General features: G+C 60.6%; 20 protein-coding genes and 1 other RNA gene. 12 read left to right on the plus strand and 9 right to left on the minus strand.

All coding sequences use genetic code 11. The features are described 5' to 3' along the window. Window positions 1-12: 12 nt before the first annotated feature. The 3 genes from rpsK (at window position 13) to rplQ (ending at window position 2,082) form a co-directional block, all read left to right on the plus strand. Window positions 13-405, plus strand: a complete 393-nt coding sequence (gene rpsK, locus Q1B16_RS10905; protein ID WP_021693342.1) for a 30S ribosomal protein S11 — start codon at window positions 13-15, stop codon at window positions 403-405. A gap of 115 nt (window positions 406-520) precedes the next feature. Next, entirely contained in the window at window positions 521-1,537 is a 1,017-nt protein-coding gene (locus tag Q1B16_RS10910) for a DNA-directed RNA polymerase subunit alpha (RefSeq protein ID WP_299787977.1), read from the plus strand. A gap of 122 nt (window positions 1,538-1,659) precedes the next feature. Continuing rightward, on the plus strand, window positions 1,660-2,082 hold the full coding sequence (gene rplQ, locus Q1B16_RS10915; protein ID WP_299787980.1) for a 50S ribosomal protein L17: 423 nt from the start codon (window positions 1,660-1,662) through the stop codon (window positions 2,080-2,082). A 696-nt stretch (window positions 2,083-2,778) separates the two neighbouring features. Here rplQ and parE read toward each other — a convergent pair. The 3 genes from parE to Q1B16_RS10930 form a co-directional block, all read right to left on the minus strand. Beyond that, window positions 2,779-4,737 (minus strand): DNA topoisomerase IV subunit B, encoded by a 1,959-nt coding sequence (gene parE, locus Q1B16_RS10920; RefSeq protein ID WP_299787983.1) that lies wholly within the window; start codon window positions 4,735-4,737, stop codon window positions 2,779-2,781. A gap of 63 nt (window positions 4,738-4,800) precedes the next feature. Further along, window positions 4,801-5,214 carry a hypothetical protein gene (locus tag Q1B16_RS10925; protein WP_299787986.1) on the minus strand — a complete coding sequence of 138 codons (414 nt, stop codon included), beginning with the start codon at window positions 5,212-5,214 and terminating at the stop codon, window positions 4,801-4,803. Between the two features lie 137 nt (window positions 5,215-5,351). Then, the gene (locus Q1B16_RS10930; protein ID WP_299787989.1) at window positions 5,352-6,554 is read right to left on the minus strand and encodes a pyridoxal phosphate-dependent aminotransferase; all 1,203 of its coding nucleotides are present in this window, start codon (window positions 6,552-6,554) and stop codon (window positions 5,352-5,354) included. Between the two features lie 85 nt (window positions 6,555-6,639). Between Q1B16_RS10930 and Q1B16_RS10935 the strand changes: the two genes are divergently transcribed. The 3 genes from Q1B16_RS10935 (at window position 6,640) to Q1B16_RS10945 (ending at window position 7,869) form a co-directional block, all read left to right on the plus strand. Beyond that, window positions 6,640-7,032 (plus strand): helix-turn-helix domain-containing protein, encoded by a 393-nt coding sequence (locus Q1B16_RS10935; RefSeq protein WP_299787992.1) that lies wholly within the window; start codon window positions 6,640-6,642, stop codon window positions 7,030-7,032. Next, a complete protein-coding gene (locus tag Q1B16_RS10940; protein WP_299787995.1) occupies window positions 7,029-7,289 on the plus strand; it encodes a succinate dehydrogenase assembly factor 2 in 261 nt (86 codons plus the stop codon). Before Q1B16_RS10935 ends, Q1B16_RS10940 begins: the two co-directional genes overlap by 4 nt. Window positions 7,290-7,371: 82 nt before the next feature. After that, window positions 7,372-7,869: a winged helix DNA-binding protein gene (locus Q1B16_RS10945; RefSeq protein ID WP_299787998.1), complete on the plus strand. Its 498-nt coding sequence runs from the start codon at window positions 7,372-7,374 to the stop codon at window positions 7,867-7,869. Window positions 7,870-7,871: 2 nt separating this feature from the next. Here Q1B16_RS10945 and Q1B16_RS10950 read toward each other — a convergent pair whose 3' ends face one another. The 4 genes from Q1B16_RS10950 to Q1B16_RS10965 form a co-directional block, all read right to left on the minus strand. Then, window positions 7,872-8,582, minus strand: a complete 711-nt coding sequence (locus Q1B16_RS10950; protein ID WP_299788001.1) for a DUF1194 domain-containing protein — start codon at window positions 8,580-8,582, stop codon at window positions 7,872-7,874. A 5-nt stretch (window positions 8,583-8,587) separates the two neighbouring features. After that, entirely contained in the window at window positions 8,588-9,016 is a 429-nt protein-coding gene (locus Q1B16_RS10955) for a VOC family protein (RefSeq protein WP_299788004.1), read from the minus strand. A 70-nt stretch (window positions 9,017-9,086) separates the two neighbouring features. Beyond that, on the minus strand, window positions 9,087-10,355 hold the full coding sequence (locus Q1B16_RS10960) for a hypothetical protein (RefSeq protein WP_299788007.1): 1,269 nt from the start codon (window positions 10,353-10,355) through the stop codon (window positions 9,087-9,089). A gap of 80 nt (window positions 10,356-10,435) precedes the next feature. After that, window positions 10,436-11,542: a hypothetical protein gene (locus Q1B16_RS10965; protein ID WP_299788010.1), complete on the minus strand. Its 1,107-nt coding sequence runs from the start codon at window positions 11,540-11,542 to the stop codon at window positions 10,436-10,438. A gap of 213 nt (window positions 11,543-11,755) precedes the next feature. On the opposite strand from Q1B16_RS10965, the gene thyX reads away from it, so the two are divergent. Together thyX and Q1B16_RS10975 are read left to right on the plus strand one after the other, a co-directional pair. Then, on the plus strand, window positions 11,756-12,664 hold the full coding sequence (gene thyX, locus Q1B16_RS10970; protein ID WP_299788013.1) for an FAD-dependent thymidylate synthase: 909 nt from the start codon (window positions 11,756-11,758) through the stop codon (window positions 12,662-12,664). Next, window positions 12,661-13,245: a hypothetical protein gene (locus Q1B16_RS10975; protein ID WP_299788016.1), complete on the plus strand. Its 585-nt coding sequence runs from the start codon at window positions 12,661-12,663 to the stop codon at window positions 13,243-13,245. Before thyX ends, Q1B16_RS10975 begins: the two co-directional genes overlap by 4 nt. 47 nt (window positions 13,246-13,292) lie before the next feature. Here Q1B16_RS10975 and Q1B16_RS10980 read toward each other — a convergent pair whose 3' ends face one another. After that, window positions 13,293-13,739 (minus strand): YHS domain-containing (seleno)protein, encoded by a 447-nt coding sequence (locus Q1B16_RS10980; RefSeq protein WP_366140150.1) that lies wholly within the window; start codon window positions 13,737-13,739, stop codon window positions 13,293-13,295. Between the two features lie 172 nt (window positions 13,740-13,911). Between Q1B16_RS10980 and Q1B16_RS10985 the strand changes: the two genes are divergently transcribed. The 3 genes from Q1B16_RS10985 to Q1B16_RS10995 all read left to right on the plus strand — a co-directional run bounded on the left by Q1B16_RS10985 (window position 13,912) and on the right by Q1B16_RS10995 (window position 16,111). After that, window positions 13,912-14,703 (plus strand): inositol monophosphatase family protein, encoded by a 792-nt coding sequence (locus tag Q1B16_RS10985; RefSeq protein ID WP_299788950.1) that lies wholly within the window; start codon window positions 13,912-13,914, stop codon window positions 14,701-14,703. A 63-nt stretch (window positions 14,704-14,766) separates the two neighbouring features. After that, window positions 14,767-15,600 (plus strand): neutral zinc metallopeptidase, encoded by an 834-nt coding sequence (locus Q1B16_RS10990; RefSeq protein WP_299788021.1) that lies wholly within the window; start codon window positions 14,767-14,769, stop codon window positions 15,598-15,600. 1 nt (window position 15,601) lies between these two features. Beyond that, on the plus strand, window positions 15,602-16,111 hold the full coding sequence (locus Q1B16_RS10995; protein ID WP_299788023.1) for a protein phosphatase: 510 nt from the start codon (window positions 15,602-15,604) through the stop codon (window positions 16,109-16,111). 11 nt (window positions 16,112-16,122) lie between these two features. On the opposite strand, the gene ffs is transcribed toward Q1B16_RS10995, so the two are convergent. Beyond that, an RNA gene (gene ffs, locus Q1B16_RS11000) (signal recognition particle sRNA small type) lies at window positions 16,123-16,221 on the minus strand. Window positions 16,222-16,348: 127 nt separating this feature from the next. Between ffs and nudC the strand changes: the two genes are divergently transcribed. Then, window positions 16,349-17,317: an NAD(+) diphosphatase gene (gene nudC, locus Q1B16_RS11005; RefSeq protein ID WP_299788953.1), complete on the plus strand. Its 969-nt coding sequence runs from the start codon at window positions 16,349-16,351 to the stop codon at window positions 17,315-17,317. The last annotated feature ends 19 nt before the right edge of the window (window positions 17,318-17,336 follow it).

The raw sequence follows: 17,336 nt of genomic DNA on the forward strand, positions 1-17,336 counted from the left end.
AGGTCCGAACCAATGGCACGTGATACCCGTCGCGGAGGCAAGAAGAAGGTCTCCAAGAACATCGCTGCTGGCGTCGCACATGTGAACTCCAGCTTCAACAACACCAAGATCCTGATCTCCGACGTACAGGGCAACGCCATTTCGTGGTCGTCTGCCGGTACAATGGGCTTCAAAGGCTCGCGGAAATCCACACCCTACGCAGCCCAGCTGGCTGCCGAGGATGCGGGCCGCAAGGCGCAGGAACATGGCGTCAAGACGCTCGAAGTCGAAGTTCAGGGCCCCGGTTCGGGTCGTGAATCGGCGCTCCGCGCTCTGGCCGCAGTTGGCTTCAACATCACGTCGATCCGTGATGTGACCCCGATGGCCCATAACGGCTGTCGTCCGCCGAAGCGTCGCCGCGTCTAAGACGTACCGATTTTCAGGCATGGCTCTGCCCTTTGGCGGAGCCATGTTTTCGTCATTTTAACCTCGGGCGTTTCTGCCTTTCGGACATGGGGCAGGAACAAGAATGGAGGGACGCATGATCCATAAAAACTGGGCAGAACTGATCAAGCCGACGCAGCTTGAGGTCAAGCCGGGCGCCGATCCGTCGCGCGTGGCAACGGTTGTTGCCGAACCGCTCGAGCGGGGCTTCGGTCTCACGCTGGGCAACGCGCTGCGCCGCGTGCTTCTGTCGTCGCTCCAGGGCGCGGCCATCACATCCGTTCAGATCGACAACGTGCTGCACGAATTCTCCAGCGTCGCTGGTGTGCGCGAAGACGTGACAGACATCGTTCTGAACCTCAAGGGCGTCTCGCTCCGCATGGAAGTCGAAGGCCCCAAGCGCGTGTCGATCAACGCCAAGGGTCCGGGCGTCGTCACCGCCGGTGACATCTCGGAAACCAACGGCATCGAAGTGCTGAACGGCGACCACGTGATCTGCCACCTCGACGAGGGTGCAGACCTCTACATGGAACTGACGGTCAACACCGGCAAGGGCTATGTCTCTGCCGACAAGAACAAGCCGGAAGATGCGCCCATCGGCCTGATGCCGATCGACGCGATCTATTCGCCGGTCAAGAAGGTCGCCTATGATGTGCAGCCCACCCGCGAGGGCCAGGTGCTGGACTATGACAAGCTGACCATGAAGATCGAAACGGACGGCTCTTTGACCCCCGAAGACGCGGTCGCCTATGCGGCACGTATCGTTCAGGATCAGCTGTCGATCTTCGTCAATTTCGACGAACCGGAATCGGCGCGTCAGGCGGATGAGGATGACGGTCTCGAGTTCAACCCGCTTCTGCTCAAGAAAGTGGACGAGTTGGAACTGTCGGTCCGTTCGGCGAACTGCCTGAAGAACGACAACATCGTCTATATCGGCGACCTCATTCAGAAAACCGAAGCCGAGATGCTCCGCACCCCGAACTTCGGCCGCAAGTCCCTGAACGAGATCAAGGAAGTGCTGTCCGGCATGGGCCTGCACCTTGGCATGGACGTCGAGGATTGGCCGCCAGACAACATCGAAGACCTGGCGAAAAAGCTGGAAGACAACTTTTAAGGATTTTGGGTGAGGGAACACTCTCACCCAAACGGGCACCCGCCCCAAGGAGAGCCGCTGACACGCATCGGTGGCCGGACAAAGCAAAAACGCCCGTAGAGGGCACGATTTGGAGAAGACACATGCGTCACGCACGAGGCTACCGCCGCCTGAACCGCACCCATGAGCACCGCAAGGCGCTTTTCGCGAACATGGCCGGCTCGCTCATCGAACATGAGCAAATCAAGACAACCCTGCCCAAGGCAAAAGAACTGCGCCCGATCGTGGAAAAGCTGATCACGCTCGGCAAGCGCGGCGATCTGCACGCCCGCCGTCAGGCACGCGCATCGCTCAAGCAGGACATGCACGTTGCCAAGCTGTTCGAGGTCCTTGGCCCGCGCTTTGCAGACCGCAAGGGCGGCTATGTCCGCATCCTGAAGGCCGGTTTCCGCTACGGTGACATGGCGCCAATGGCGATCATCGAATTCGTCGACCGCGATGTCGACGCGAAGGGCGCCGCCGACAAGGCCCGCATCGCCGAGTTCGAGGCTGCCGACGAAGAATAAGACCTGACCCGTCAAGGGAAGGTAAAGGCCCCGCTGGTTTCAGCGGGGCTTTTTTTGTGTGGGACGGAAACCCTTCGAAGGGTTTCCCGAGACTTTTCGAAAAGTCTCGCCCCCGCACGGTCCATTTCCGCGTGCTTAACGCTTTGCCGGGATACCTTTGCCCATTGGATCCAAAACCCGTTCCGTCTTTTGGCGGAACACCCCAAGAGACTACCCTCTCTCTACGGACGCTCGATGTGCGTTCAGACCATGAGAGACGCGTTTCAGTAGGCCTCGTCAGAGGTACAGGTTCGGAGCCTCGCCAGAGGCTCTGCACAGGGGAGAGGATGTCCACCCAACTCAGGTGACGTCACCTCTTTTTGGTTCCTGACAAGAACCGTCGCAGAAACACTCGTCATCCTCGGGCTCGACCCGAGGACCTCAGGCCATATCAGATCCTCGGGCCAAGCCCGAGGATGACGGTACGTTGTGTTTGCCTACGGCTGGTGAATAGAAAACACGGGTCGAGCAATTCAGCCCGTCCGAAGGGCGGGCCGCGCCCGACCCTCCCCCCGGGAGGGCGCATTGGCGTGGCGTGTTGTCGGAACTGCCGTTGTGCGCGTGACTCCGTCTCGCACTGGTCGGAGGGTGTAAGCGCCCACCCAGGGTCGGGCGCTTTTGCTGGTTCAGCAGGATGCGTGAATAACGCACCTTCTATCAAACATCCAACTCCTCAACAAACCGCGCATTCTCTTGGATATACTGGAACCGTAGCTCGGGTTTCTTCCCCATCAGCCGCTCCACCAGATCACCCGTCTCGCCCGGCTCATCCTCGTCAATCGTCACGCGGATCAATTTCCGTGACGCCGGGTCCATCGTGGTTTCCTTCAGATCCTTCGCGTCCATCTCGCCCAGACCCTTGAAGCGTTGGACGTCGATCTTGCCTTTGCCGCCAAGGCCCTTTTCCATCATCAGGTCCTTCTCGGCGTCGTCGGCCACGTAAAGCCGCTTGGCCCCCTGCGTCAGTCGGTAAAGCGGCGGGCAGGCGAGGTACAGATGCCCGGCGTCGATCATCGGGCGCATTTGGGTGAAGAAGAATGTCATCAAAAGCGACGCGATATGCGCGCCGTCGACGTCAGCATCCGTCATGATGATAATCTTTTCGTAACGCAGATCATCGACATTGAACTTGGTGCCCAAACCCACACCCAACGCCTGTGTCAGATCGCTGATCTCGGCATTGGTCCCCAGTTTTGAGGAGGCAGCCCCAAGAACGTTCAAAATCTTGCCCCGCAGCGGCAGCAAGGCCTGCGTTTTTCGGTCCCGCGCCATCTTGGCCGATCCACCGGCCGAGTCGCCCTCGACAATGAAAAGCTCGGTGCCTTCACGGGTGCCCGATGAGCAATCCACCAGCTTGCCCGGAAGCCGCAGCTTCTTGGTCGCGGATTTGCGCTGCGTTTCCTTCTCCTGCCGCCGCCGCAGCCGTTCCTCGGCGCGCAGCACGAGGAAGTCGAGGATCGCGCCCGCCGATTTGGTATCCGCCGCCAGCCAGTTGTCGAAATGGTCCCGCACCGCGCCTTCGACCATGCGTTGCGCTTCGGTCGTGGCCAGCCTGTCCTTGGTCTGGCCGACGAACTCAGGCTCGCGGATGAAGCAGGACACCAGCGCACAGCCACCCGTGATCAGGTCATCCCGCGTGATCTGCGCGGCCTTCTTGTTGTTCGACAACTCGCCGTAAGCGCGGATGCCCTTTAGGATCGCCGCCCAGAACCCGGCCTCGTGCGTGCCGCCTTCGGGGGTCGGCACGGTGTTGCAATAGGACTGGATGAACCCGTCCCGCGACGGGGTCCAGTTGATCGCCCATTCCACCTTGCCCGGCGCGTTGAATTTCTCTCGGAAATCAACCGTGCCGGCGAAAGGTTTGTCCGCATAGGTCGACGCGCTGCCCAGCGTTTCGGTGAGGTAATCGCTCAGACCGCCGGGGAAGTGGAACGTGGCCTCGGTCGGCGTTTCGCCATCGTCGATCGCCGATTTCCAGCGAATCTCGACCCCCGAGAACAGGTAGGCCTTGGATCGCACCATCTTGAGCAACCGCGCCGGTTTGAACCGGTGCGAGCCGAAAATCTCTTCGTCCGCGTGAAACGTGACCGTGGTGCCGCGCCGGTTCGGGGCTTGGCCCACCTTGGCCACCGGCCCCAGGGGCACCCCGCGCGAAAACCGCTGTTCGTAGACTTCCTTGTTGCGCGCGACCTGCACGACCATCGAGTCCGACAGCGCGTTCACCACCGACGCGCCGACGCCGTGCAAACCGCCCGAGGTCTCGTAGGCCTTGCCCGAAAACTTGCCGCCCGCGTGCAGGGTGCAGAGGATCACCTCAAGCGCGGATTTGTCCGGAAACTTCGGGTGCGGATCAATCGGGATACCGCGCCCGTTGTCGCGGATGGTCACGGCGAAATCGTCGTGAAGCTCCACTTCGATCCGGTTCGCGTGCCCCGCCACCGCCTCGTCCATGGAGTTGTCGAGCACTTCGGCCACAAGGTGATGCAGCGCGCGTTCGTCGGTGCCGCCGATATACATGCCGGGGCGTTTGCGGACGGGTTCCAGCCCCTCCAGAACTTCGATCGAGGAGGCGTCGTAGTCGGTCGGTTCGTGTCCGGAGAGGAGGTCTTCGGCCATGGCAGCTGCTCTGTGTTTGTTGCTTTGCGACACTATGGCAGAGCGCGGCGCAGGGGGGAAGCGTCAGCTGTCCTGATCGCCCTTCAAGAGCCGGTCCGCCTTGCGCCGAACCAGCACGCCGCGCAGATCGTGCATGGCCAGCAGAAGCGAATCCGTCACCAGGTCGAGCTGTTCGTCGGTGGCGCGCGACTGCGCCCATTGGGTCGTCAGGTTGAGGTGATCCACCGCGCGCAGAATGTCGTCGACATCGCGTTCCGCCAGAACGGTCTGCCGTTCGGCCATCCAGTTGCGGATGACCTCGATATCCTCATCGCTCAGCGTACGGTCGCCATGCGGTTTGATTTCCCCGTTGCGGATATTGACCACCGCGATCTGGTCCATCTCGATCCGGCGCTGACGGTTCTCGGTGTCGACGCGAAAGACCAAGGCGCCGTTTTCGCGCACCCTGAAATAATAGTCAGGAAGATCGCCTGCCATTGAAACCTCGCACCTGCTTCCGGGCGCAGGCTAAAGCCTTGCGTTGGGATCCGCCAGTCAGGGCGAATTGTGCAGGGAAACTAACCGGAGCTATGGTTGCCTTACCACATCGGGCGTCGTACCCGCGTCGGCCTGCCTCATGTCAGTCCTTCACAGAAGGCCTGGATGCGGCGGCAGGCGTCACTCAGGATCTCTTCCGAGGTGGCGTAGCTGACCCGGAAATACGGGCTCAACCCAAAGGCCGCACCGAACACCACGGCGACGCCCTGTTCCTCCAGAAGCGCCGTCGCGAAGGCTTCGTCAGTGTCGATCCGCGCGCCGCCTGCGCTGGTCTTGCCGATGCAGCCCGCGATGGACGGGTAGACGTAGAATGCGCCCTCGGGCACCGCGCAGGTGACGCCCTCGCAAGCGTTGAGCCCCTTGACCACAAGATCGCGCCGCTTGCGGAACGCCTCGCAACGTTCGGCCAGGAAATCCTGCGGGCCGTTCAGGGCCTCGACCGTGGCCCATTGGCTGATCGAACAGGGGTTTGTCGTCGATTGTGACTGAAGCTTGCGCATCGCCGCAATAAGAGGTTCAGGCCCTGCGGCATATCCGATGCGCCAGCCAGTCATCGCGTAGGACTTGGACACTCCGTTCACCGTAAGTGTCCGATCATAAAGCCCTGGTTCGACCTGGGCGGGTGTGCAGAACTGGAACCCGTCATAAGCGAGGTGTTCGTACATATCATCGGTCATGACCCAGACATGGGGGTGACGCATCAGAACATCTGTCAGCGCTTTCAACTGGTTGTGCCCATAGCCCGCACCGGTCGGATTCGACGGTGAATTGAAGATGAACCACTTGGTCCTGGGTGTAATGGCGGCCTCGAGCGCCTCTGGCGAGATGCGAAAGCCGTCCTCGAGTTTGGTGTCGACAATCACCGGCTCGCCGCCGCCGAGACGCACCATGTCGGGGTAACTGACCCAGTAGGGGGCAGGGATGATCACCTCGTCGCCGGGGTTCAATGTGGCCATCAACGCGTTGTAGAGCACCTGCTTGCCGCCCGAAGAAACGGCCACCTGCGACGGGGCGTACTCCAGCCCGTTTTCGCGTTTGAACTTGGCGCAGATCGCCTGTTTGACCTCGGGGATGCCGTCCACGGCCGTGTACTTCGTTTTCCCCGCCTCAATCGCCGCAATTGCAGCGGCCTTGATGTTGTCGGGTGTGTCAAAGTCGGGCTCACCAGCGCCAAGACCGATCACATCGTGACCCGCCGCCTTGAGCTCCGTTGCCTTCTGAAACACCGCAACCGTAGGCGACGGGCTGACGCGGGCGAGTGTGTCGGACAGAAACGGCATGGCTGGGCCCTGTTTGTGATTGCATCCCGTCCGTCTTAGGGTGCGCCCGAAATACGATCAAGCGAGGATCGTGAAAGGAGAACCGATGACCGAGAACGACCAGAACTGGTACGCGCCCGAAATCGCCACGTTCGGTGACCGCATGACCGCCGCCCGCGAGGCCGCCGGCATGACACAAGAGGCACTGGCCAAGCGGTTGGGCGTCAAGAAAAGCACGCTGCGCAGCTGGGAAGACGACCTGTCCGAACCGCGTGCGAACCGCCTGTCGATGCTGGCGGGCCTGTTGAACGTCTCGATGATGTGGCTGATCAACGGCGAGGGCGAAGGCGTCGAAAACCCGGATGCCGAAACCATGCCTTCGGATCTGACCGAGATCATCCTTGAAATCCGCGAGATGAAATCAGAGCTTCACCGCAAGGCCGAACAACTGGCGCGGCTCGAAAAACGACTGCGCAATCTGATGGTGAGTGACCAATGAGCGAAACCCGCGAACATCGGCTGAAACGGCTGTCCATGCGCTCCATGCGGCGCGGGATCAAGGAGATGGACATCATCCTGTCGCGCTATGCAGAGCTTCGTCTCAGCGGACTGGATGATGCCGCGCTCGATCGCTACGACGCGTTGCTGTCTGAAAACGATCAGGACCTTTACCAATGGGTAAGCGGTCAAAAACCGCCGCCGGAACCGCTGCGGGATCTCATTTCGGACATCTCCGAGGTCGCGTTCCAAAGGTGATCTGAAAAGAGTTTTACCCGCTTAACCGATTGTTCGGGTTTATCCCCGATGCTCCGTCATAACAGATAAGGCGGAGAAACGAATGAGCATTCATGCATCTGTTGAGCAGGGCCGCTCCAACGTCGTGTTGGAAGGCTATCTGGAGGCACTGGCACTGGTGGAACGTCTCCACCGGTTGCTTCTGGACGTGATCAAGGACGAATTCGAACGGGTCGGCATCATCGAAATCAACGCGGTCCAGGCGCTGCTGCTGTTCAATATCGGCGATAACGAGGTGACGGCGGGCGAATTGAAAACCCGTGGCTACTACCAGGGCAGCAATGTCAGCTACAATCTCAAGAAACTGGTCGAAATGGGCTACATGCATCACCAACGCTGCGAGATCGACAGGCGATCCGTTCGGGTGCGGCTCACCGCGCGGGGTCGCGAAATCCGCGATCTGATCTCGGCCCTGTTTGCGCGCCACGCCGACGGTCTGATCGAAAAGGACGTCATTGACCACGACACGCTGGGCGATATGAGCGATACGCTTCGCCGGATGGAGCGGTACTGGACCGATCAAATCCGCTACATCTACTAGGATCAGCCGGGTCGCGCGCTCTCAACGGGTCGTGCGGTCAGGATCCGGTCGTTCAATTCGCGATACAGCTTTCGGGTCATCGCGTCGCGGTAGCCCTCATATCCTTCGGAGGTTTCGACAAAGGCGCCATGTCCGTAACGCACCTCGCGATGGAAGTAGTCGAGCACGTCCGCCGATCCGCCAAGAACCGCAAGACCGTTCACGGTGACGTTGGAAAACGGGAAGTTCTTGTAGGCCAATCGGGGTGAGAACCCGTCATTGTTTTCACCATCGCCCGACAGGTCGATCACGCGTCGGTCACAGGTCGGACCGCGCGACAACAGCGTCGCGCCGAACCCCAACGCATATCCCATGGCGGTGGGAAACCGCGAATGGCTGCGCGGTGCAGAGGTGAGCGATCGGATCAGTCCGTTCAGTGCCGCATCATCGGTCAAGGCCACCCAATCGCTGACCATGGCGCTCTGGCGGCGGCCGCTCCATTCATAGATGGCGGCAGCTACATGTCCGTCGCCCTCCAGGATCGCAGAGCGGATCAGCGGATCGTCCAGCGCGGCCGCCAATCCGTCCCGTTGCAGCGCGTATTCTGCGGCATCGACCGAAGACGATACGTCAAGAGCCAGAACCAGCGCCAACCTGCAATGGTCCTGCGCCTGGGCGGTCTGTGCCAGACCGCCCCAGACCGCCAGTCCCAATGCTACGCACCAGCGCCACATCGGTTTTACCAATGCCCGGTGTTTTCCATGCTGGCCCACGGTTCCTGCGGTGGCAGCGAATCGCCCGCTTGCAGCAGTTCGATGGAAATGTTGTCGGGCGAACGCACGAACGCCATATGCCCGTCGCGCGGCGGACGATTGATCGTCACGCCATTGTCCATGAGGTGCTGGCACATGTCGTAAATGTTGTCGACGCGGTAGGCGAGGTGACCAAAATGACGGCTGTCGGATGGCAACCCGTCATCGCCGTCCCAGTTGTAGGTCAACTCCACGGGGCAGTCTTCCTGCCCTTCCGGTGCCATGAAGATCAGGGTGAACCGCCCCTTTTCATTCTCCATGCGCCGGGTCTCTTTCAGCCCCAGCAAGCTGTAGAATTTCATCGAGGCGTCGAGGTCTTTGACCCGAACCATGGTGTGCAAATAACGAAGTGGCATAGCGTCCCCTTGAAGTGATTTCTCCCAAGGCTAGGCCAATTTCACACGATGTCGAGAGAGAATGCAGGTCTCAGAACGCGGACCGGATACCCAACTGGATGCCGTAATTCTCGGTCTCATAGAGACCGATATTCGCTTCGGTCCGCTCCGCATTGAACGTGATGGTCGGAATGAACCCGTAGAAGTCCATGTCGGGCAGGGCGGCTGTGACGGTCGCCTTTACGCCGCGTTCGTCGCGGCCATCCGGGCTCAGGCCTGACCGTTCATGTGACTTGTCCGAGAATGTCAGACCGAAATCCAACAAGGCGGGTCCAACGGGTTTCGCCATCCCGTAATTCACGGAAATCGCGCGCTGTGTGTAGTCCAGATAGTCGGCATCGCTTTCCGATTCCGAAAAGCTTGTCGACAGCGAGAGCTGATTGCCGTTGGCCAATGCCATGCCGTAGCCAAATCCCGCGCTCCAGATCACGGCATCGTCGCGGCCGTTTTCGCCGAATTGTTCCTCCCGGTTGAGCGACACGTTGATGAGACCATTCTTTCCGGCCGTTCTGCGATAGGTCGCGCCAAGGCGGGTGTAGTTCAAGAGCGGGTCCCCGCCATACCACGTGCGCCCCAACCGCGCGTCCCACCCCAGCCGGGAGGCGCCACCCGGCAGAACGTAATCCTCCTGCAAGCCGACAAAGACAGAGCTGGTGGCGAAATCCGCACCATCTGCATCGGGCGCGATATCCTTGGCGTCGTCCGACAGAACGAAGGTCCGATGCGTCAGGCCAAAGAGAAGGTTCGTGCGCTTTCGCTCCGAATTGGTTAGCCGGTACCGCGTGCTCAGCCCGGTCGAGATTTCCACACCGGACAGCGCGCGCGCCTCGCCCTCAAGCGCGAATTCGAAGGGCAAACCGAAAAGCTCGGACGTTTCGTTGCGGCTGCCATTGTTGATGTTGGAGCTTGGCGACACGGAAAATCGCAGCGCCGTCGCCCAAGGGTTGCGCCGACGGACGTAAGTGAAGTCTCGGGCTGCTTGCGCTTTTTGCGCCTCGGTCGGCGCGATGTGAATCGCACGGCGCAACCAGAGTTGCGCCGCGGTCCTACGGCCAGAGGAAGAGAGGGCCTGCGCCATCGCCAGCGCGGACGCGTATCGCGCGTCGCTTTCCTCAGCAAGCGCCCAGGCGCGCCGTGCATGGATCAATGCGTCGTCGTCCCGCCCAAGATCGCGCGCCGCGCGTGACCGGATCAGATGGGCGTTGAGGTCCGTCTCATCCCGCTCGATCAGCGCGCCGCTCAGATCGTAGGCCAGACCAGCTTGTCCGGCAAACACCGCCTGACCTGCAAGTTCACGCATTTCACTCGGGCTGAGGACAGCCTGAGCGGACGCCTGCCCCGCCGCGATGGAGAGACCGAGGAAAACAATTCTCGCAAGCATTACTGCCGGACGGCAATAAAACCGCCAGTTTCGCGTTCTGTCACACCTGGCTGCCGAGGGTCATCTGTTTCAGTAACAATTATTCCTACGATTTCTCCGCCCGGAAGGCTTGTATGATCGCCAGCCATGACTGCGTAGTAGGCTCCGCTGGGAAGATTGTTGGTCTGGTCAACTCCCGGATCACCTGATCCGGACAACAGAGTGCCAACATTTTCACCATTTAGGTCTGCAACACCATCGCCGATGAAAAAGGTAAGCACGGGCATGTTTTGAAATGTTGCTTCGTTGGAAACACCCAGTGCGTCCAAATAGTCTCCGGTTATGTCGGTTCCGTCCGGCAGAAAAATTCGGCGGTTTGTTATTCGACCGCGTACCGCATTGTCGCATTCTGGAGGTGTGCAATTTCCACGAAAAGCGCTGAAGTCTATGTCAACGGTGGCTTGACCTGTTGCATATTCCAGTCCGCCGCGCCCGTTAAAATCTCGCAATGCAGCGTATGGTCCGGAGTATGTGCCCTGACCTTCGGAAGGCAGCGTCACCTCCCCATTGCGCTGATAGATGAATCCTCCGAAACCATAGTTGATATAGGCTCCAGTTCGAACAATCGCGAACTCTGTTTCACCACTCCCGGACACGCCGTAGATGGCTCTGGTCTCAAACTGCGGAATCTGTGTACCCGTTACAGAATCTGGAAATGTAGGCGGTGCCTCGTACAAAGCATAAGGTCCCAAATTGCCAAACGGTGTGGACCGCGTATAGCGTTGACCATCCGGTTGGTCGCCGTCAAACCCCAAGCCGTCGACAAAAAAAGTATCGTCATCGGCGTTGTAACGATATGAGTTTGCATAACCGTTCCCCCCGGCGTCACGAGGTTCGCGTCTGACGATTGCGTTGCTGGCTGTCGGCGACTCAGTTCCTGGTGGTAACTCCCGATCACTTTCGATCGGGGTGTCGTCATCGCCGTCAGAACTGTCGCCGTTGTCAGAACCGTCGCCGCCATCCGGATCGGTCGCTTCATCCGTTGGCGCTTGCAAAACATCACCGCCGCCGCTGTCGCAAGCGGCCACGAAACCCAAACACAGGATGAGGAAAAAAATGCGCGTCATGGAAGATACTGCCCCGGATAGCCTTGGTCTTTTTTGCGACCTCTCGGACGAAAATCCGGCAGGCGGGTTTGAAAGTCAACGCAAAGCAGGATGCTTTTGACGAAAAAGCGCGGCAGTGAGGCGAAGATGCATGATACCATCCTTGGTGGTTCCTTGCGCACCACCCCCGAGATATAGTCGGCGTCGACTCATCCTAGTGGGAAAGGATTCGCCATGCCCCTGTCGCCGGAACAAGATGCCGAAATCAAAGAGCTGCGCAGCACGCCGCAACCGACGCTGCGCGCGGTCAGTGAAGGCATGGAGGCGCATCTTTACACCGCCTATCCGGTGCTGGACCACGGGTTCGTCCGGGTTGTCGATTACATGGGCGACGACGCGGCGATCTGTCAGGCGGCGCGGGTGTCGTATGGCAAGGGCACCAAGTCGGTGCAGAACGACGAAGGGTTGATCCGCTACCTGATGCGGCACTGGCATTCGACGCCGTTCGAGATGTGCGAGATCAAGCTGCACGTCAAACTGCCGGTCTTTGTGGCGCGGCAGTGGATTCGGCACCGGACGGCCAACGTCAACGAATACTCGGCCCGGTATTCGATACTCGACCGGGAGTTTTATATTCCCGCGCCCGAACACCTTGCCGCGCAGTCGGTGGTGAACAACCAGGGCCGCGGTGCGGCATTGGAGGGCGAGGAAGCGGACCGCGTGCTGCGCCTGCTGCGCGATGACGCGATGCGCTGCTACGATCATTACGAAGAGATGATCAGCCAGGACGGCCAACAGGGGCTGGCCCGCGAACTGGCCCGGATGAACCTGCCCGCGAATATCTACACGCAATGGTACTGGAAGGTCGATCTGCACAACCTGCTCCATTTCCTCCGATTGCGCGCAGATTCGCACGCGCAGTATGAAATAAGAGTTTACGCCGACGAGATTTGCAAGGTCGTCGCCGACTGGGTCCCGTTCGCGTTTCGCGCGTTCGAGGATTACCGCATTGGGGGCGCGACGTTGTCTTCGACCGCGCTGGATTGCGTGCGTCGGATGCTGAAGGGCGAGAGTGTGACGCAGGAGAACTCCGGCATGTCCAAGGGGGAATGGCGGGAGTTTGAGGGGTTGTTGGGGAAATGACCGAAACCACAAACAAGCTGCTCGAGGTTCTTTCTTCGATTGTGAAGCCGAACCACCTTGTTCTCGCTTGCTTCTGCATTTCGACATTGCTTCTGCTTAACCCTTATCGTTTGTCTGAGAACCTCGCTATTGCGGAACAAGTCGAAAAATATCGCTTCTACTTTTTCATTGCTTCGTCACTCTTTGGCTTGATCGTCTTATTTTCCCTACTTGAGATGATGTTACCGACAGTGAGGGCAGTCTATTTTGGCCTGAGAGATCATGTGAAATCGTATATTTTGCCAATAGGAAATGGGGAAAAGGTGTTACTATTGGCAATGGAGCAAAAAAGGCCGAACTCATTGCGGATGAATACAGAGCATCCGTCTGTAATTGAACTCAGAAAACATGGTCTAATCGAGTATGCGGCGATTTCAATGTCCAGCGACTTTCAGCATTTCAAACTCACCAGATTGGGATGCCTGACCGCACGCAGAATCAAAACAGAGTTTCTCGGCAGGTTCGATCTCAAAACAGTTTCAGAGTTTCTGCGAGATGTGACAGGTCTTACCCCTAAAGAAAATCCGTTCCAGCGGCTTTGACCAAGAGATGCGATGGTTCTTCATGCCGATTTTGGCTAACAGCGAGACTACCCCATAATCCCCGGCCAATTCGCCTCTCCCTTGGCGATGTTGCCCGGCACGTCCTGCAACCACAGCTCGCGGGCGCGAAGGTTGGCGTTGAGGTAGAGGCGGTCTTCGTAGATCGTCCAGGCCTCGGGCGTTGTCGGCGCGAGGTAGCCGCGGGAGGCGGCGAAGGCGCAGTAGCCTCCGAAGGCGGGGGCGTAGGCTGTGGGGTTGGCGGCGAAGGCGTCGGCGGAGGCCGGATCGGCAAAGCGCCAGGTGGCGCCTTTATAGTCTACGGTCACATCGCCGCCGGGCACCGGGCCGTTCGTGGTGAAATAGCCAACCGGGTCAGAGCCGTCGATGGCGATGCCGCCTTCCTGATAAATCTCGGGTTCGCGGGCGAGCGCCGGGCGGGCGAGCCAGAGGGCCGGTGCGGCCAGGGCGAGAGCGGAAAAGGTACGGCGGTGCATGGGCATTCATCCTTTTTTCACGACTGTGGGGCATAGATGGCAGGTGCCGCAACGGAAAGAAGGAGATTGATACAAACCTCCGTGCCTCGTGATGGAACGTCATCGCCCCCTTGGCATTGGCCCATGTCCCGCTTATACGCCCGGTCTGATCCCGAACAGCCGGAGGCCCATGATGCAGGGCAGCGCCAATCTCAACATCATGATCAAGGCCGCCCGCAAGGCGGGTCGGTCGCTCAACAAGGATTTCCGCGAGGTCGAGAACCTACAGACCTCGGCCGTCAGCGCTGCGGATTTCGTTGCGCGGGCGGGCAGTTCCGCAAGCGATCTGGTGCGCGATGACTTGATGGGTGCGCGCGGCACGTATGGATACCTTGATTCGCGCGGTGAGACGGATGGCGAGGATCCGACGCGGCGCTGGATCGTAAACGCCCTTGAAGGGGCGACCAACTATCTGCACGGCCAGCCGCATTTCGCGGTGTCGATCGCGCTGGAGCACAAGGGCCAGATCGTGTCGGCAGTGGTGTTCGATCCTGCAAAGGACGAGATGTTCTACGCCGAAAAGGGGCAGGGGGCCTGGCTCAACGACAACAAGCGCGTGCGCGTGTCGAGCCGGACCAAGCTGGTCGAGGCGGTACTGGGCCATGCGGTTCCGTTCGGTGTGAAGCGGACGCTGCCAGCCACGCTGAAGGACTTGGCGCGGGTGATGCCGGAATGCTCGGGCCTGCGGGCCTCTGGGTCGTCGGCGCTTGATCTGGCTTATGTCGCCGCGGGTCGGTTCGACGGGTTCTGGCAGCGCGAAGGTCACCGCGTCGATCTGGCGGCAGGTCTGCTGATCGCCGCCGAAGCCGGTGCTTTGGTCGAGGGCGTTCGGCCCGGGCAATCGCCGCTGGAGGATGGGACGGTGCTTTGCGCCAACAACCAGATCTTCGGGGCGCTGGCCAAGGTCATCCGCAGCACCGACTGACGAAGGGCTGTCCCGGCCCGTCGCCTTGTGTATCATGCCGCCACGCAACACGTGGGGGACAAGATGCGCCTGAGAGGAATTCGCGGCAGCCGGAATATCGAGGACCGGCGTCGCAGCGGTGGTGGCGGCAAGGCCGGGATCGGTGGTGTCGGATTGCTGGTGGTTCTGGCCATCGGGTATTTCGCCGGCATCGATGTCACGCCGCTGTTGCAGCAGACCAGTCAGCCGTCGTCGGCACCGCGTGAACTGAGTGCCGAAGAAGAGCGCGCGGCGGAATTCACCTCGCGCGTTCTGGCCACAACGGAACAGGTCTGGGGTGAGATATTCCCGAGCCAGGTGGGTCGACCTTACGATCCCCCGGTGCTGGTGCTTTTTTCCGGCGTCACCGCATCGCCCTGTGGCAACGCGAGCGGAGCGACTGGGCCTTTCTACTGTCCGGCGGACGAAAAAGCCTATTTGGACACGGCCTTTTTCGCGACCCTGTCCCGACAGTTGGGCGCGCGCGGCGATTTCGCGGCGGCCTACGTGATCGCGCACGAGGTGGCGCACCACGTGCAGAATGAACTGGGCATCCTAGGTCAGGTCAACGAACGCCGTCAGGTCGCGGGGCAAACGCAGGCCAATGCGCTGACCGTCCGGCTTGAATTGCAGGCCGATTGCCTGTCCGGCGTCTGGGCGCGGTCGGTCGACGGGCTGTTGGAGCCGGGCGATCTGGAAGAGGCGCTGAATGCCGCGCGCATGATCGGTGATGATCACCTTCAGGAGCGGGCGGGCCGGGTGCCGCAGCCGCATACCTTTACGCACGGAACATCCGAACAGCGGTCGCGCTGGTTCGCCACCGGGTATGACACCGGCGACATCCGCAGCTGTGATACGTTCGGGGCGCAAAGGCTGTGAGATGATCATTTATGCGGTTCCCGTCGGCGCAGGCATCCTGGCGATTTCGCCAATTCCGGGTGCGGAGGGCGACTACGCGGGGGATGTGCAGCACGTGATCGAATGGAAGCCGGCGATCGTCATGTCGTTGGTGACGGAAACCGAGCTTGTGTCCGCGGGCGCTTCCGGCATCTGGCAGAAACTGGTCGAGGCCGGCACGCGATGGGAACATCTGCCCATCAGCGATTTCGGCGTGCCGGATGACCTGTTCGAAGATGCGTGGCCCGAGGTCAGCGCCAACGCGCGCCGGGCGCTGATGGGCGGCGGGCGCATTTTGGTGCATTGCCGTGGCGGATGCGGCCGATCCGGGATGGTCGCTTTGCGGCTGATGATCGAGATCGGCGAAGCCCCGGACGACGCGCTGGCCCGGTTGCGCGCGGTGCGACCCTGCGCGGTCGAGACCGACGGGCAGATGCGCTGGGCGCTCGAGGCGAAGCGCGAACCGGCCGTATTTCTACGCCACGAGGACTGAAAAAGAGGAAAAGGTGAGAGGCTGGACAACGACCCAAGCGTGGCTCGTTACGGCTGCTTCCTTCCGGACCTGACCGGGTTGGCGAGGTGCTCGCCCGCGCCAACCTCTCGACACCTCAAATAGGCAAAGCGACGGGTGATTGCAAGCCCGGGTCGGCGGCAAATTCATTGGTCTGCGCATTGTTCTTTTGGTTCCAGCGTGGCACTCGCGGGAAAAGACTTCAACGCGGTGAACATGATGCGAAATGCAGAGCAGGTCACATTTGGGGGTTCCGGGCTGGACCGGGCGGCGGAGATTCGCGGCAACGTGCCGGCCTGCGCGGCGGCGTTGCAGCATCCGGATACACGGACGATCGTGCTCTGGAAAGGCAAGCCCCTGCTGTCCGGAGAGGGCGGGGCCCGGGCGCTTGTCCGGCTGCCCCTCACGCATCCGATTCTGAAAGAGGCCCGGAATGCGCCGATCCTTTTGGGGCGCGAGGATGGTGCGGCGCGGTTTGCGCATGATATCTCGGGCTGGGTGCCCGAGGATGATACCAGCGAGGTCGGTGCGTTTATCGACAGGAGCGAACAGCGCCATCCAAGCTTGCCTGACGGTCATGGTTTTGCCGAATTGCGCAGCGCCATGACCGCGTTGAGCCCGCGTGACGCGGAACTGGCGGCGACGGCCAAGGCGATCATCGGCTGGCACGACATTCACGGTTTCTGTGCGCGCTGCGGGGCACGGTCCGAGGTCACGCAAAGCGGCTGGCAGCGCGTCTGTCCCGACTGTGGCGCGAGTCATTTCCCGCGCACCGATCCGGTGGTGATCATGCTCATTACCCACGGGAACAAGGTGCTGCTTGGCCGATCGCCGGGCTGGCCGGAGGGCATGTATTCCTGCCTTGCCGGATTTGTGGAGCCGGGTGAAACCATCGAAGCGGCCGTGCGTCGCGAAGTATGGGAGGAAGCGGGCGTGCGCGTCGGCGAGGTGCGTTACCTGTCCAGCCAGCCTTGGCCGTTCCCGGCGTCCCTCATGTTCGGGTGTCACGGGGTCGCGCTGACCGAGGACATCACGATCGATCCGTTGGAGATCGAGGACGCGCTTTGGGCGAGTCGGGAAGACGTGATGGACGCGCTGGCCGGGCGGCGCGAGGGGCTTTTGCCAGCGCGCAAAGGGGCGATTGCCCATTTTTTATTGCGGAACTGGCTTGCCGATACGCTCGAATGACGCAAGTCTTGGGGAACCA

The sequence above is a fragment of the uncultured Marivita sp. genome, from assembly GCF_947488135.1.
In the GTDB taxonomy this organism is placed as follows: domain Bacteria; phylum Pseudomonadota; class Alphaproteobacteria; order Rhodobacterales; family Rhodobacteraceae; genus Marivita.

Coding starts and splice junctions, on each gene's coding strand:
- parE (WP_299787983.1), bottom strand. CDS start 4,737: ATGGCCGAAGACCTCCTCTCCGGACACGAACCGACCGACTACGACGCC.
- rplQ (WP_299787980.1), top strand. CDS start 1,660: ATGCGTCACGCACGAGGCTACCGCCGCCTGAACCGCACCCATGAGCAC.
- Q1B16_RS10945 (WP_299787998.1), top strand. CDS start 7,372: ATGAGCATTCATGCATCTGTTGAGCAGGGCCGCTCCAACGTCGTGTTG.
- Q1B16_RS10935 (WP_299787992.1), top strand. CDS start 6,640: ATGACCGAGAACGACCAGAACTGGTACGCGCCCGAAATCGCCACGTTC.
- Q1B16_RS10990 (WP_299788021.1), top strand. CDS start 14,767: ATGCGCCTGAGAGGAATTCGCGGCAGCCGGAATATCGAGGACCGGCGT.
- Q1B16_RS10985 (WP_299788950.1), top strand. CDS start 13,912: ATGCAGGGCAGCGCCAATCTCAACATCATGATCAAGGCCGCCCGCAAG.
- thyX (WP_299788013.1), top strand. CDS start 11,756: ATGCCCCTGTCGCCGGAACAAGATGCCGAAATCAAAGAGCTGCGCAGC.
- Q1B16_RS10940 (WP_299787995.1), top strand. CDS start 7,029: ATGAGCGAAACCCGCGAACATCGGCTGAAACGGCTGTCCATGCGCTCC.
- Q1B16_RS10980 (WP_366140150.1), bottom strand. CDS start 13,739: ATGCACCGCCGTACCTTTTCCGCTCTCGCCCTGGCCGCACCGGCCCTC.
- rpsK (WP_021693342.1), top strand. CDS start 13: ATGGCACGTGATACCCGTCGCGGAGGCAAGAAGAAGGTCTCCAAGAAC.
- Q1B16_RS10975 (WP_299788016.1), top strand. CDS start 12,661: ATGACCGAAACCACAAACAAGCTGCTCGAGGTTCTTTCTTCGATTGTG.
- Q1B16_RS10930 (WP_299787989.1), bottom strand. CDS start 6,554: ATGCCGTTTCTGTCCGACACACTCGCCCGCGTCAGCCCGTCGCCTACG.
- Q1B16_RS10955 (WP_299788004.1), bottom strand. CDS start 9,016: ATGCCACTTCGTTATTTGCACACCATGGTTCGGGTCAAAGACCTCGAC.
- Q1B16_RS10965 (WP_299788010.1), bottom strand. CDS start 11,542: ATGACGCGCATTTTTTTCCTCATCCTGTGTTTGGGTTTCGTGGCCGCT.
- Q1B16_RS10995 (WP_299788023.1), top strand. CDS start 15,602: ATGATCATTTATGCGGTTCCCGTCGGCGCAGGCATCCTGGCGATTTCG.
- Q1B16_RS10910 (WP_299787977.1), top strand. CDS start 521: ATGATCCATAAAAACTGGGCAGAACTGATCAAGCCGACGCAGCTTGAG.
- Q1B16_RS10925 (WP_299787986.1), bottom strand. CDS start 5,214: ATGGCAGGCGATCTTCCTGACTATTATTTCAGGGTGCGCGAAAACGGC.
- nudC (WP_299788953.1), top strand. CDS start 16,349: ATGCGAAATGCAGAGCAGGTCACATTTGGGGGTTCCGGGCTGGACCGG.
- Q1B16_RS10960 (WP_299788007.1), bottom strand. CDS start 10,355: ATGCGTGAACTTGCAGGTCAGGCGGTGTTTGCCGGACAAGCTGGTCTG.
- Q1B16_RS10950 (WP_299788001.1), bottom strand. CDS start 8,582: ATGTGGCGCTGGTGCGTAGCATTGGGACTGGCGGTCTGGGGCGGTCTG.